We start from the raw sequence: 13,503 nt of genomic DNA, 5'->3' as shown, positions 1-13,503 counted from the left end.
GCGGGCGCGCCCATGGCCACCACCCGTTACGTGCACGCGGGCAGAGGCGTGCGGTCCGGCCGCTTCGACACCGAGCGGAAACCGGCCAGGACCGTCGCCGACGCGCTGCGCGCCGCCGCCCCCGGCGACACCGTCGTCATCCTCGACAACGCGGTCTACCGCGAGCCGGAACTGGTCCTCGACCGGCCCGTGACCCTCATCAGCGAGCACCTGCGCGGCCGGCCCGCCGCCGACCCCGCCGACCCCCGCTTCGACGCGCGCGCCCTGCCGGCCCTCGACGGCGGCGGGCGCCACCGGGTGCTGCGGATCGGGCCCGCCGCGCCGAGCGGACGCCGCGGCTTCGGACCGGTCACCGTGACCGGCCTGCGGATCACCGGCGGGCACTCCGTCCACACCCCGCGCGACCCGGCGCTCGGCGCGGGCGGCGGCATCGCCGTCGTCGACGCCGACGACGTCCTGGTCGAGCGCTGCGTCATCACCGGCAACCGGACCGAGACCGCGTCCTTCCCGGCCTGGCCGGAAGCGGACCGCAGGGCGCTACGGGACGCGGTGCTCACCCTGCTCGGCGACGTCCTGCCGGCCGGCGCCGTGGCCTCGGTCAACCGGATGATCGCCACCGTCAACACCATGCTCTCGTGGGTGCGCGGCGCCGCTCCGCTGCCCACGATCGACCGGGCCGCGCTGCTCGCCGAGGCCGCGCGCACCTTCGACGCCCTGGTGCCGCCGGGCGTCCGCGCCATGTGGCTGGCCGGCCAGTCCTTCGGCGGGGGAGTGGCCACCGTATGGGCGAGCCCCACCCTGCGGCACTGCCTGATCCGCGGCAACACCGCCGAGGGACGCGGCGGCGGGCTCGCCGTCGTCGGCTACGGCTGGCCGACCCTGGAGGGCTGCTGGATCGACCGCAACGCCTCCGGACGGCGGGGCAGGCTCGACGGCGGCGGCATCGGCTGCGAGGTGTCGCTGCCGGGGCGGCTCACGCGCGACCTCAGCGAGCTGGACCTCATCAGGTTCCTCGCCGACCGGGCGCTCGCGGCGCGCACCGCCGTGCTCAGCCCCGGCACGATCGTCACCCTCACCCCTAGCGAGCTCTACCACTTCCTGCGCTGGCTCCTGAACCCCTTCGAGCCGAACCCGGTGCTCGCCAAGACCCCACGGATCCTCGCCGAACTGGTCACCGGCCGGGTCCAGGAGGCCGTACAGCTGGCCTTCTACGCGATCGCCGCCTCGGCCCTGCGGCTCGACCGCTGGTCGGCCTGGCAGGAGCAGGAGATCCTCGACGCCCGGCGGCGCGCGGTGACCCTGCGGGACTGCCGTGTCACGGGCAACTCGGCCGCCGACGACGGCGGGGGGCTCTACGCGTCGGTGCTGTCCCGGGTGCGGCTCGACGGCACCGAGGTGGGCGGGAACCGGACCGGCAGCATGGGCGGCGGCGTACGGCTCACGATGGGCTCGGCCGGAACCTTCGAGCGGTGCCTGATCAGGAACAACGTCTCGCGGGGCCTGGAGGCCGCGCCGCCGTCCGGGCAGCGGCGCCGGGCCAAGCCCGGCGGCGGGGGCATCTCCGCCCGCAACGCCGACCTCACGCTCACCGGCACCCGCGTCACCGGCAACACGACCGCCGACCGGCCGGGCGGCGGGATCGTCCACTACACCGACACCGAGGGCAACATGGGCGGGGTCCCGGACATGTGGACGGCGATCCTGCGGGAGGTCTTCGGCGTCACGAAGGTGACCGTGCGCACCGACGCGGCCAGCGAGATCAGCGGCAACCGCTGCGGCTACGACGAGCACGGCGCCGCGCTCGCCAAGCCGCTGTTCGCGAAGGGCGGCGGGGTGTTCCTGCTCCAGGCGACCTTCCCGGACGCGCCCCGCGTGGACGTCACCCTGGCCTCCGTACGCAGGGCCGTGCACGGGAACACGGCGCTCACCCGGCGCTACACCTCGGCGGTCCAGCCGGGCACGGTGATCCCGACGGCGAACGAGACCTGTGTGCAGGACCTCCTGAACCACCGGGAGTGGACGGAGGCCAACGACGCCCCGCTGCTCAAGGGCGGCGCCGACCTCCGCTTCGCTCCGTGACGGTGAGGGGCGCGGGCCGTGGCCCCGGACCGGCCCCGCGCGCCGTCACCCGTGACGGTGAGGCGTCACGCCCGCGACGGCGGTCACTCGACGACGTCACCGGACATGGCGGCGGCCAGCCGCAGATGCGGTGCCGCCTCCTCCGCGCGGCCCTGCCGTTCCAGGGTCCGGCCGAGCATCAGCCGGGCGTAGTGCTCGACCGGGTCGCGCTCCAGGACGGCCCGGAGCTCCTCCTCGGCCCGGGTGAGCTGCGCCGAGTGGTAGTACGCGCGGGCGAGCAGCAGCCGCTGCGCCGTCTGGTCCGGGTGCTCGGCGACCAGACCGCGCAGGATCCGCGCCGCCGTCAGGTACTCCTTCGCCTCGAAGAACAGCTGCGCGCGGCCCCACCGGTCGGCCGCCGTGCCGAACTCGTAGTACGTCTCCTCGCTCACCGCTCACTCTCTCCCACTGTCGCGTCCCGTCTCCTACGGGCGCGTCAACCGCACCGGGTGGTTGAATATTCCACCAATATTCCGGCGTGGGTCCGCCTCCCTCCGCGCCCGGACGGGAATAGGTTGAGCGGCATGAGCAATCTCGACCGCCAGGCCACCCTCCAGGTCTGCGGTGGCAGGGGCTTCGTCGTCGCCGAACCGGTGCGCGAGCTCCTCAGCCCCCGCCACGTCCCGCTCGGCGAATCGACCCAGGTCCGCCGACTGCTCCCCAACCTCGGCCGCCGCATGGTCGGCGCCTGGGCCTTCGTCGACCACTACGGCCCCGACGACATCGCCGACGAACCCGGAATGCAGGTCCCGCCCCACCCGCACATGGGCCTGCAGACCGTCAGCTGGCTGCACGAGGGCGAGGTGCTGCACCGCGACTCGACCGGCAGCCTGCAGACCATCAGGCCCCGCGAACTGGGCCTGATGACCTCCGGCCGGGCCATCTCCCACTCCGAGGAGAGCCCCCGGCCCCACGCCCGCTACCTCCACGGCGCCCAGCTCTGGGTCGCCCTGCCCGACGCCCACCGGCACGTCGAACCCCAGTTCCAGCACCACGCCGTACTCCCGCACGTCACGGCCCCCGGACTGACCGCCACGGTCATCCTCGGCACCCTCGACGGCGCGGCCTCACCGGGCACCACGTACACGCCCCTCGTCGGCGCCGACCTCGCTCTGACCGCCGGCACGGAACACCGGCTGCCGCTCGACCCCGACTTCGAGTACGCCGTCCTCGCCATGTCGGGCGAGGCCCACGTCGACGACGTCCCCCTGCTGCCCGGCTCCATGCTCTACCTGGGCTGCGGCCGCACCGAACTCCCGCTGCGCGCCGCCTCGGACGCCGGACTGATGCTCCTCGGCGGCGAGCCGTTCGAGGAGGAGATCGTCATGTGGTGGAACTTCGTGGGCCGCACGGACGCGGAGATCCGCCAGGCCCGCGAGGACTGGATGACGTCCGATCGCTTCGGCGAGGTAAAGGGCTACGACGGCGACCGACTGGACGCGCCGGAGGTCCCGGCAATGCAGTTGAAGGCCCGGGGTCGGGTGCGCTGACCTGGGATTTTCTGTCCTGCTCGATGTAGGGGCGGGGATGCTTCGCTCCGCCCGTGGCTGTCGTCGCGGCTGCGGGAGGGGGTGTATCGCAGCCCCTTTCGCAGTCGCCCAGTCGGCGGGTTCAATTCCGCACTGTGCTCGTGTGCCTAGCCAATCTAGGCTTCCTCATCAGCCTGGGGGTCGGCCCCGTTCCGCCGTCGGGGCCGTAGGGGGCGTGCGGCGAGACCCCGTGCCGTTCACTTCGGCGGCGCCCCGCAGTTCGCGATCTCGGTCATCTTGCGGAGCTTCTTCTGGTGCGTCTCGCCGAAAACGTTCGGAAGAACTTGCCTTACGTCGGGGGTAGCTGACTAGCAGATTCTTCGTGTGCTGGCGGTACACGCCTCGCGTGGCCACTGACCGCGGAAACGGCCACGATTCGGGCCAAGGTGCAGGCGGCTGGTCCGCGTGCAGGCCCTTGCTAACCTCGCAAGGCCCGTCGCGCATTGTGGTCCGAACCCGCATCGTCGATCGCTGAGCTGCATTTTCCCTGCGGATCTTTCGAGTTCTGGGCGGATCGTGGCATGCCTGGGATGTTCGCCTTCCCGCAGTCGGCCGGCGGGGGCGGTCGGGCAAGGCATGATCGAGTCTCTGGGGATTCGATGGTGGGGGTGTGGTGTGAGGGATTGGCGGACTGATCCGACGTTCGCGATGTGCCGGGCGCTGGTGGACGGAGCGGATCTGGCCGCGTTCGTGGGAGGCGCGTTCGATGTGCGGGCGGTGGTGGCCGGCATCCAGTCCGGGGCCCGACGCGGGTTGCTCCTCGACGCCGTCCCGTGGGGGAACTTCCCTCACGGCGACGATGCCCGGGAGGCCGTTCACCTGCTGCGCGCCAGCGAGGACCCCGCTAGCTACGCGACGGGCGTGCTGGGTGGCCTGTGCGCCAACGACAGCCGGGCCGCAGCCGCCCTCGCCGTACCGTTTCTGATCCGCATCGCCGCCGATGCCCACCACCCTCACCGTGCCGCCGCCCTTGCCGTGCTCCCCGGCCCGGCCCGCGCCCGGCACTATGGCGTCGCCTCCCGTGATGAACTCCTGCTCCACCGCAACGATCCTCGGCGCCACGCCCCCTACGACTACGACGACTACGGCGTCGAGGTGACCGGCTACCCGGCCGGCTGGTCGGTGGCCGCCGCCCGAGCCGCGATCACCGCCGAAACACCCGTACTCCTGCCTCTTCTCAACGACTCCGACTCCACCATCCGCATCGACGCCACCTACGCTTTGGCCACCGCCGCCGACCCCGACCACGTGGTCCGGACCGCCCTTGCCGCCAGGTTGGCCACGGAGCATGACGCCATAGTCCGTGCCGCCCTGCTCCTCGCCGTCGCCGAGATCACCCGGGCCCACGTACAGCCGCCGACCGTCTGGTGGTTCCGCGAGCGGTGGCAAGACCGAACAGAGGCCCCCGAAGTCCGCCTGGCCGCGGCAATCGGCTGGCTCTGCCTCACGGACGAACCCGCCCCCGAGGACCTCCACCAGACCATCGACACCTTCGCCACAGAGGAACGCGCGCACGCCATGGACACTCTGCCGTGGATGCACGCCGCCGGATCCGGTGAACCGGGACTCTCGCGCTGTATTCGCTGCATGCTCCACCCCGAAGAGCCCGAACCGTACGGCGACCCCTGGGCCTTCCCACTTTGAGCGACCGGCTCGGCCCCCTGTACATCGAAGTTGTCGACCGGAGCTAAAGGCTGTCCCGTAACCAGCCGCGCCACCCCCTAGGACCTCGGCGCCCGCTAAGGCGGGAGGCCAAGGATCAACCCGGGAAGACTGGGACTAGATTCCTTCGCATCTCAGTCATGGCGCCTCGGGAGCCTTGCGACGCTTCGCCGGATGGATTGCTCGAGGGTCGGTGGGCCATCCGATGTTGGACGGGATCGATTACTGGGAAGAGCTGCGCGAGTCGCCCTCCTAGATGGAGACCTGCGTCGCGATCTTTGCCAACGTCCTCGAACTGGACGAGCAGGGCGAACCGGTCAATGAGAAGTACGCGGAGCGCCGGGCTGCAACCTATCTCTACGCATACTGCACCGGGAAGCTGCCACGGGGGGAGCCGGACATCGAGCCCTGGGAATGCAAACTTTATTGACCGTCACCGTGCGACGCTATTCGAGTAAGGCCGACCCCGCCCGCGACTCCCCTGCGGGGGGCTATCCGGTCAGGGCGAGGTTGTGCAGGCGGGCGATGCCATGCATCGCGTGCTGCACTCCATCGCCTCTCAGGCGGCAATCGCGCAGGATCTTCCAGGTCTTCCTCCGGGCGAAGACGTGCTCCGCGCGGGCGCGAACCTGCTTGTGGGACTTGTTGTGTGCCTGTTTCCAGTCGGGTAGATCCTCTCCCTTGCGGCGGCGATGCGGCATGACGAGCCCGGTACCCGGGTAACCGCCATCGGCGATGGTCATCGTGCTGCCGACGGCGGCCTTCGCACCAGACTCTGCCCAGGCCCGGCAGTCGTTGCGATTGCCCGGCAACGGCCGGCCGACCACCACGATCAGACGGGTGTCGGCGTCGATGGCCACCTGATGATTGGTGGAATAGCGATAGTTCTTCGACTGCTCGGCCACCTTGTGGTCCCGGGTGGGTACCAGGGTGCCGTCCACGATCAGCGATCAGCACCGCGTCCTTGGCGAACCGCTGGCGTGGACGCAGCGCAAACCTCGGGCCGAGGTCGTCGATCACCCGGTGCGCGCCCGGACTTCGACACCCCGAACGGCGGGGCCAGTTGCCGCATCGTCAAGTTCGTCCGCCAGTATGCGGCGACCAGGAGCACCCGGTCCTCCAACGACAGCTTCCACGGCCGGCCCCGGCCCGGGAAGTCGGCACCCTCGCGACGCAGAGCGGTCACCAACCTGCCAAAGGCGGGGGGCTCAGACCGGTGAACGGGGCTATCCAGGACGGCTCGGACGCCGTGATCACGCCTGACACGGTCGAGATCATCGCAAATCAGGATCACTTAGGGGACAGCTTTTAGGGAGGGTACTCGGTCACATCTTGCGAGACCTACGGGCAAATGGCCGGGTAGGCCCTTGGGCTTCTCAGCGTCGGCGGTTACGGGGAGCCATGGCAGTCCCCTGCGTCCTTTGCAGCCAGTTCCTCGGCATATTTTCGGTCCATGATGAAGGACCATGATGTCGGGAGGTATCGGTTGTCGCGTCCCTTGATGACCTCCGCTTCGGGTCTGCGCGCGGGTGGGTTATTCAGGTAGTCGTTAAATCTTGGGCTGTCGCGCAGTTCCGCGGGCCACCTTTCATAGACGGGAAGCCGCTGGAGATTGCATGGTTTGCACAGGATGCCGCGCACGCAGCATCCGCGCGAGCGCAGGGGACCGCAGCAGGTGTGGTCGTGGTCGATCTGCCAGATCGACTTGGCCTCGTGCGGGATGCCCATGTCACAGGCCTCAGCGCTGTCGCCGCAGAGAGCACACCTGAAGCCCTGTGCTCTCCAGATTGCGTTGTAACGCGCTATGGAGAGTCCGTATTTCCCCATGCGCCGCTGCATCCGTCGGCACCGGGGACAGACCTCCGTACCCGCGACCAGGCGAGGAACCCATTCCCAGCACAAGATGCACAACTCGTCGCACGCATCGTCCCAGTCCCAATCACTGTCCTGCGGCCGCCGCCTCGCCACCAATGCTCCTTTCCTCGGTGCGCAGGAAGATAGGGCACAGCACTGACAGTGAGCTCTTTCCAACTTCACGCTGAGCTGGTCAGATGTAGGGCGAAGACGGCTTGGACGAGTGCGGTGATGCGGACCGGACGGCGGCGTGCACGAGCGCCGAGTTGGTCACGGGTGGACTCCCGCCTGCGCAGCCAGATACTCGACGCCGCGGTGGCCGGACTCCTTGGACACGTGGACGTGGACCGCATGCCGACGGGACGGCAGTGCAGGGTCGGAGTGGTCGCCGCGGAAGGCGACCTGTACCGCGTCGTGGCGGAAGCCGTGCAGGCCGTGCTCGGGTCTGTCCGGCCAGCGGCCCGGCCATACGAGGAAGACCGCGTTGCCGTTGTCGCCCAGTGCCGCGATGACCCGCTCCTCGGCCGTCCCCGGTGCGAACCGTGCCGACATCTCGAGCGGCAGGTGCGCCTCCAGTTCACGGTCGTCCATGGACGGCACGTCCGGTTCGCAGCCGCCGGCGCCGCAAGAGGGTCGGGCGCCAGGGTACGGGCGGTGCACAAAACGGGAGTTCGGCAGCGCCGCCGCCATTCGGCGGACCGCGTCGACGCTCTCCAGGCGTGTCAGCAGTTCCGCCTCCTCGCCGCGGTGTTCCATCAGCGCGCACAGCCGCATGGCCTGGCGGTACGCGTCGGCGGCGTCAGCGGTGACGTGGACACAGCGTGTGTAGCCGGCCTGGCAGTCTTCGCGCATGGCCGCATGGTGCCACCCGCTGGGCCGGACTGTCGCCCGGAATGATCGCCGGACTCCGATGCCGAGGGGTAGCCGTCGGCATGGCTCGGTGGCGTCCGCGTCCAGCGCGTTCCAGCCTTCACGGCTCCCACGGGATCGTGCTCTCTAGCCAGGCGCTCGACATGGTCTTCGGCCGCTTCCAGGTGCACACGTCTCATCGCGCCAGTTTTGCAGGGCAGGGCTTGATCACTCTAGGTAGAGGGCCTGTCAGCTCTTTGTCAGGTCCTCTGCTGGCTCGGACGTACGCCACCGCCGGTCAGGGATTCTCTCCTCAGCTTGGTAGGAAGAAGTGTCGGAGCTGCCACAGGCAGCTTTGAGATCCCGTCGGGGCGGGTCGAGTGGGGCACCGGTTATCGGTTCGGTGAGTCGGGCTGACCAGCCCCACCTCTGGGCCACGGCGGACACGTGCGAGCGAATCGGGCTACCCGGAGGCATGCCAATGCTGACTTTTGCTGACTTCGGCGGACGCGAAAGCCTCTGACCTGCGGAAACGTCGACTGATCAAGTGGTGGTGGAACTTCGTCGGCCGCACGGACGCGGAGATCCGCCAGGCCCGCGAGGACTGGATGACCGGCACCCGCTTCGGTGAGGTGAAGGGCTATGACGGCGACCCCCTGGCCGCGCCGGAGGTGCCGGCAACCCAGCTGAAGGCGCGGGGTCGGGTGCGCTGACCTGAGGGTTCCTCCTTCTGGTCGAGGCCGGTCGTGGGGTTGCGCGGCTGGGGCTCCGCCTGTCGGGGTGCCTGGGGGAGAGGGTGCGATGCCGCCCCTCTCCTGCACCGTCGCCGTCCACGACGCGCTGAACGGACCCTCGCCAGCCCCCCCGGTCGGCCGGTTGTGCGCTGTCGTGCCAACCCCGGGGCGCCCGAGGTCAATTCGGTCGGCCGGGTCGCTCGTAGCTTGAGGAAGTGCCGAGCCGCGGAGGCGGTGGGCACGTCACCGACAGCTTCGAAAGGGACCCCGCATGTTCGACATCGACAAGGTGCAGGCCGCTCCGAGCAAGGACCTGCTCACGCCCGACAACTCGGTCATGCTCTTCGTGGACCACCAGCCGCAGATGTTCTTCGGCACCGGCAGCGGCGACCGTGCCGCGATCATCAACAGCACCGTGGGTCTCGCCAAGGCAGCCCAGGCGTTCGACGTGCCGGCCGTCCTGACCACGGTCGCCGCCGAGTCCTTCTCCGGCCCCCTGCTGCCGCAGCTCGCCGAGGTGTTCCCCAAGAACGAGATCATCGACCGCACCACCATGAACGCCTGGGAGGACGAGGCGCTCGTCGCGGCGGTCAAGGCGACCGGCCGCAGGAAGATCGTCCTGTCGGGTCTGTGGACCGAGGTCTGCCTGGTGCTGCCCGCCCTCTCGGCGCTCGAGCAGGGCTACGAGGTGTACGTCGTGACCGACGCCTCCGGCGGCGTCAGCCCGGCCGCCCACGAGCACGCGCTGCAGCGGATGATCGCCGCCGGCGCCGTCCCCGTGACCTGGGTCCAGGTGCTCCTGGAGCTGCAGCGCGACTGGGCGCGCCAGGAGACGTACGGCGCCGTCATGGAGATCGTCAAGGCCCACGCGGGCGCGTACGGCCTGGGTGTCGTGTACGCGCAGTCGGTCATCGGCGCGCACGCGGCCGGCTGACCCCTGTGGACACCGGCATTCTGATCCTGCGTCTGCTGGTGGGACTGCTCGTCGCCGGCCATGGTGTGCAGAAGGTCAGCTCGCACCTGGGCGGCAGGGGACTCGAGGGCGGTACCGAGGAGTTCCGCGCCGACGGCTTCCGCGGCGGCGCCCTCACCGCCCTGGCGGCGGGCGGCGGCCAGATCGGATCGGGCCTGCTGCTCGCCGCCGGCTTCCTGACCCCGCTCGCCGCGACCGGCACCATCGGGGTCATGACGGTCGCCCTCACCGTGAAGTGGCGCCACGGCCTCTGGGTGCAGAACGACGGATACGAGTACCCGCTCGTCCTCATCGGCACCGCCGCCGCCCTCGCCGCCACCGGCCCCGGAGCCTGGTCCCTCGACGCGGCCCTCGGCCTCACGCCGTACCCGCTGTGGTGGGCCGCCCTCGCGCTCGCGGCCGGCCTCGGCAGCGGACTCCTCACCCGGCTCGTCCTGCACCGGCCCACCGCCCCGGCGATCGCCGAGCGCTGAGCGCCGAGCGCGCGCCACGCAGACCGGGTCCGGCCGCTCGTGCACCCCCGACCGGGCGGCCGGGCCCTTCCCATTCCTTCCCCCTCAGGAGCACTCGATGGACACCCTCACGACCCCGCACGGCGGCGGTCAGCCGCTGCTGCACCAGAAGGGCGCCGAGACCCAGGCGTTCGGCACGCTCAAGCAGCTGCCGATCGGACTCGGCCACGACACCCGCATGTACGCCTGCCAGCGGCTGAACCGCGTCCTCGCCGACACGCAGATCCTCTACTCCCTCTACAAGAAGCACCACTGGCTCATGCGCGGGGCGACCTTCTACTCGCTCCACCTGATGCTGGACAGGCACGCGGAGGCCCAACTGGCCATCGTGGACGCGCTGGCCGAGCGCGTCCAGAGCCTCGGCGGCGTCGCCGTCGGCGACCCGCGCCACGTCGCCGAGCTGACGGCGATTCCCCGCCCGCCGGACGGCGTCGAGCCGGTGCCCGTCATGCTGTCGCGGCTCCTCGACGCGCACGAGCGGATCCTGACCGACGCCCGGGACGCCGCCGCCCGGCTCTCCGGGGAGGGCGACGAGGGCAGCGCGGACCTGCTCGTCTCCGACGTCATCCGCACCGGCGAGGCGCAGGTGTGGTTCCTGGCCGAGCACCTCGTGGACACGCCTCTGGTGCGCGGCTGATGGACACGTACGACGTCGTCGTGGTCGGCGGCGGACCGGCCGGCGAGGTCGTCGCCGACCGGCTCGTGCGGTCCGGCCTGACCGCCGTCGTCGTGGAGGCCGACGCCGTCGGCGGCGAGTGCTCCTACCGTGCCTGCGTGCCGAGCAAGGCCCTGCTGCGACCCGGCGCCGCCCGAGCGGAGGCCCGATCGGTCGACGGGGCACGGCAGGCGGTCACGGCGGCACTCGACCCGGCACACGTCCTGGCCCGCCGCGACCGCTTCACCGGGCGAGGGGACGACGCCGGCCAGGCCGACTGGCTCGATGGCGCGGGCATCGCGCTCGTACGGGGGCACGGGCGGCTCGCCGGTGAGCGCCGGGTGGAGGTGACGGGGGCCGACGGCACGGTCCGTACCCTGCGGGCCCGGCGCGCGGTCGCGGTCTGCACCGGCACGGAACCCGCCCTTCCGTCGGTCGAGGGGCTCGACCGGATCGGTGTGTGGACCAACCGTCAGGCCACGACGGCCGATGCGGCGCCCGAGCGGCTCGTCGTCATCGGCGGGGGAGTGGTGGCCTGCGAGATGGCCACCGCGTGGCGCTCGCTCGGCTCCTCCGTCACCCTGCTGGTCCGCGATCAGGCCCTGCTGACCGGCTGGGAGCCGTGCGCCGGCGAAGAAGTCACCCGGGGTCTGAGCGATCTGGGCGTCACCGTCCGCTTCGGGGTGTCGGCCGTCCGGGTCGCCCGTGACGACGACACCCGCACGGTGACCGTGGACACCGACGACGGCACCGCCCTCGTCTGCGACGAGGTCCTCGCCGCCGTCGGACGACGCCCGCGGACCGCGGACCTCGGCCTGGACTCCGTGGGACTGCCGGCCGGCGACTGGCTCACGGTCGACGACACCTGCCGGGTCACCGGGGTCCAGGGCGACTGGCTCTACGCCGTCGGCGACGTCAACCGCCGTGCGCCGCTGACCCACATGGCCAAGTACCAGGCCCGTGCCTGCGCGGCGGCGATCGCCGAGCGAGCCGCCGGGCGCCCGGCCGTCACCGGCGGCCGGCAGCCGTGGAGCGCGGAAGCCGACCGTTTCGCCGTCCCGCAGGCCGTCTTCACCCGTCCCGAGGTCGCGAGCGTCGGCCTCACGGAACGCGCGGCACGCGAAGCGGGTCTCGAGGTACGCACGGTGGAGTACCGCATCGACGACGTCGCCGGTGCCGCGCTCCACGCGGACGACTACCGCGGCCTCGCCAAGCTCGTCGTCGACGAGACCCGAGGAGTCGTCGTCGGCTGCACGCTCACCGGCCCGATGGCGACCGAACTCATCCACACCGCCACCGTGGCCGTCGTGGGCGAGGTCCCCCTGGAGCGCCTGTGGCACGCCGTGCCCGCCTTCCCGACGGTGAGCGAGGTCTGGCTCCGGCTCCTGGAGGCGTACGGCCTCTGAGGCGAGGCCCGCGTGCTCCCCTGCTGGAGGCGTGATCGGCGCCGGAACCGCGAGCCGCCCGGCCAGTGGATGGCCTGGCGCGCCGGTTCCACGTCACCGAAGTGGACGCGTCGCGCGCCGTGGCCGTCTCCCGCCCGGCCGTCGTCGCCCGCGTGATCCTCGCCGCCGGGCGGGCGACCCGCTGAGCCCCTCCGGCCCGTCCCCCTCCCGTACATCCCGACGTCCCGACACCCGACATCCCGAAGGAGATCCCCTCATGAACGACCGTCCGGTCCTCGAACCCGCCGCCCAGGCGTTCGCCGACGCCACCGCCCATCCGCCGTACCTCTACCAGATCCCCGTCGTCGAGGGCCGCAAGGCCGTGGACGACGTCCAGAGCGGTGAGGGCGTTCCCCTGCCCGAGGTCGACGAGGAGTGGACCACCGTCCACGGCGGCCCGACCGGCGACGTCCGTGCCCGGATCGTCCGGCCCCGCGGCGCCACCGGCGCGCTCCCCGTCATCCTGTACATCCATGGCGCGGGCTGGGTCTTCGGCAACGCCCACACCCACGACCGGCTCGTCCGCGAACTCGCCGTCGGCACCGGGGCGGCCGTCGTCTTCCCCGAGTACGACCTCTCACCCGAGGCCCGCTATCCCGTCGCGATCGAGCAGAACTACGCCGTCGCCCAGTGGGTGGCCCGCGAGGGCCGCCACAAGGACCTCGACGGCACGCGGATCGCCGTCGCGGGCGACTCGGTCGGCGGCAACATGAGCGCGGCGCTCACCCTGATGGCCAAGCAGCGCGGCGACGTCACGCTCGTCCAGCAGGTGCTGTTCTACCCGGTGACGGACGCGAGCTTCGACACCGACTCGTACCACCGGTTCGGCGAGGGCTACTTCCTGCGCCGCGACGCCATGAAATGGTTCTGGGACCAGTACACGACCGACGAGGCCGAACGCGCCCAGATCACCGCCTCGCCGCTCCGCGCCTCCACCGAGCAGCTCACCGGCCTGCCGCCCGCCCTGGTCGTCACCGCCGAGGCCGACGTCCTGCGCGACGAGGGCGAGGCGTACGCGGCGAAGCTCCGCGCCGCCGGCGTCCCCGTCACCGCCCTGCGCGTCCAGGGCACCATCCACGACTTCGTGATGCTGAACGCGCTGCGCGACACGTGGGCCGCGGACCTCGCCATCGGTCTCGCCACCGACGTCCTCCGGAAGGCCCTCGCATGAC

The 13,503-nt window shown here is 71.2% G+C and carries 12 protein-coding genes and 2 pseudogenes; 10 read left to right on the top strand and 4 right to left on the bottom strand.

All coding sequences use genetic code 11. The features are described from left to right. The first annotated feature begins 12 nt into the window (after positions 1-12). Positions 13-2,079, top strand: a complete 2,067-nt coding sequence (locus tag ACFVGS_RS01450) for a hypothetical protein (RefSeq protein WP_385689219.1) — start codon at positions 13-15, stop codon at positions 2,077-2,079. An 83-nt stretch (positions 2,080-2,162) separates the two neighbouring features. Here the strand turns inward: ACFVGS_RS01450 and ACFVGS_RS01445 are convergent, their stop codons facing one another. Further along, entirely contained in the window at positions 2,163-2,510 is a 348-nt protein-coding gene (locus ACFVGS_RS01445; RefSeq protein WP_385689216.1) for a tetratricopeptide repeat protein, read from the bottom strand. Positions 2,511-2,642: 132 nt separating this feature from the next. Here ACFVGS_RS01445 and ACFVGS_RS01440 point away from each other — a divergent pair, with 132 nt between their 5' ends. From ACFVGS_RS01440 to ACFVGS_RS01430, 3 genes are all read left to right on the top strand, one after another. Then, on the top strand, positions 2,643-3,608 hold the full coding sequence (locus ACFVGS_RS01440; protein WP_385689213.1) for a pirin family protein: 966 nt from the start codon (positions 2,643-2,645) through the stop codon (positions 3,606-3,608). Positions 3,609-4,223: 615 nt separating this feature from the next. Next, positions 4,224-5,291, top strand: coding sequence for a HEAT repeat domain-containing protein (locus tag ACFVGS_RS01435; RefSeq protein ID WP_385689210.1), 1,068 nt, complete (start codon positions 4,224-4,226; stop codon positions 5,289-5,291). A 274-nt stretch (positions 5,292-5,565) separates the two neighbouring features. Beyond that, a complete protein-coding gene (locus ACFVGS_RS01430) occupies positions 5,566-5,739 on the top strand; it encodes a hypothetical protein (RefSeq protein WP_385689207.1) in 174 nt (57 codons plus the stop codon). A 61-nt stretch (positions 5,740-5,800) separates the two neighbouring features. Here the strand turns inward: ACFVGS_RS01430 and ACFVGS_RS01425 are convergent. The 3 genes and pseudogenes from ACFVGS_RS01425 to ACFVGS_RS01415 form a co-directional block, all read right to left on the bottom strand. Next, positions 5,801-6,575 (bottom strand): annotated as a pseudogene (locus ACFVGS_RS01425) (transposase). A gap of 123 nt (positions 6,576-6,698) precedes the next feature. Next, on the bottom strand, positions 6,699-7,136 hold the full coding sequence (locus ACFVGS_RS01420) for an endonuclease domain-containing protein (protein ID WP_385689516.1): 438 nt from the start codon (positions 7,134-7,136) through the stop codon (positions 6,699-6,701). A gap of 297 nt (positions 7,137-7,433) precedes the next feature. Next, complete coding sequence (locus tag ACFVGS_RS01415; protein ID WP_385689205.1) at positions 7,434-8,015, bottom strand: hypothetical protein; 582 nt, start codon at positions 8,013-8,015, stop codon at positions 7,434-7,436. A 548-nt stretch (positions 8,016-8,563) separates the two neighbouring features. On the opposite strand from ACFVGS_RS01415, the pseudogene ACFVGS_RS01410 reads away from it, so the two are divergent. From ACFVGS_RS01410 to ACFVGS_RS01385, 6 genes and pseudogenes are all read left to right on the top strand, one after another. Continuing rightward, positions 8,564-8,725, top strand: a pseudogene (locus ACFVGS_RS01410) (pirin); the annotation flags it as partial. 292 nt (positions 8,726-9,017) lie between these two features. Beyond that, positions 9,018-9,680, top strand: coding sequence for a hydrolase (locus tag ACFVGS_RS01405; RefSeq protein WP_384409524.1), 663 nt, complete (start codon positions 9,018-9,020; stop codon positions 9,678-9,680). A 5-nt stretch (positions 9,681-9,685) separates the two neighbouring features. Further along, complete coding sequence (locus ACFVGS_RS01400; protein WP_384409522.1) at positions 9,686-10,192, top strand: DoxX family protein; 507 nt, start codon at positions 9,686-9,688, stop codon at positions 10,190-10,192. A gap of 97 nt (positions 10,193-10,289) precedes the next feature. Next, entirely contained in the window at positions 10,290-10,868 is a 579-nt protein-coding gene (locus tag ACFVGS_RS01395; RefSeq protein WP_384409520.1) for a Dps family protein, read from the top strand. After that, the gene (locus ACFVGS_RS01390; protein ID WP_385689202.1) at positions 10,868-12,292 is read left to right on the top strand and encodes a dihydrolipoyl dehydrogenase family protein; all 1,425 of its coding nucleotides are present in this window, start codon (positions 10,868-10,870) and stop codon (positions 12,290-12,292) included. Before ACFVGS_RS01395 ends, ACFVGS_RS01390 begins: the two co-directional genes overlap by 1 nt. A gap of 256 nt (positions 12,293-12,548) precedes the next feature. Next, entirely contained in the window at positions 12,549-13,502 is a 954-nt protein-coding gene (locus ACFVGS_RS01385) for an alpha/beta hydrolase (RefSeq protein ID WP_385689200.1), read from the top strand. Position 13,503: the final 1 nt, after the last annotated feature.

This window comes from Streptomyces sp. NPDC127114 (assembly GCF_042677525.1).
Lineage (GTDB): Bacteria > Actinomycetota > Actinomycetes > Streptomycetales > Streptomycetaceae > Streptomyces.
Note: the sequence above shows the minus strand (reverse complement) of the source record. Positions and strands in the feature narration are given on the sequence as shown.

Bases quoted from the DNA above. Each gene is read 5' to 3' on its own strand.
- ACFVGS_RS01450 (WP_385689219.1), top strand. From the start codon at position 13: ATGGCCACCACCCGTTACGTGCACGCGGGCAGAGGCGTGCGGTCCGGC.
- ACFVGS_RS01440 (WP_385689213.1), top strand. From the start codon at position 2,643: ATGAGCAATCTCGACCGCCAGGCCACCCTCCAGGTCTGCGGTGGCAGG.
- ACFVGS_RS01435 (WP_385689210.1), top strand. From the start codon at position 4,224: ATGATCGAGTCTCTGGGGATTCGATGGTGGGGGTGTGGTGTGAGGGAT.
- ACFVGS_RS01430 (WP_385689207.1), top strand. From the start codon at position 5,566: ATGGAGACCTGCGTCGCGATCTTTGCCAACGTCCTCGAACTGGACGAG.
- ACFVGS_RS01420 (WP_385689516.1), bottom strand. From the start codon at position 7,136: ATGGGGAAATACGGACTCTCCATAGCGCGTTACAACGCAATCTGGAGA.
- ACFVGS_RS01415 (WP_385689205.1), bottom strand. From the start codon at position 8,015: ATGCGCGAAGACTGCCAGGCCGGCTACACACGCTGTGTCCACGTCACC.
- ACFVGS_RS01405 (WP_384409524.1), top strand. From the start codon at position 9,018: ATGTTCGACATCGACAAGGTGCAGGCCGCTCCGAGCAAGGACCTGCTC.
- ACFVGS_RS01395 (WP_384409520.1), top strand. From the start codon at position 10,290: ATGGACACCCTCACGACCCCGCACGGCGGCGGTCAGCCGCTGCTGCAC.
- ACFVGS_RS01390 (WP_385689202.1), top strand. From the start codon at position 10,868: ATGGACACGTACGACGTCGTCGTGGTCGGCGGCGGACCGGCCGGCGAG.
- ACFVGS_RS01385 (WP_385689200.1), top strand. From the start codon at position 12,549: ATGAACGACCGTCCGGTCCTCGAACCCGCCGCCCAGGCGTTCGCCGAC.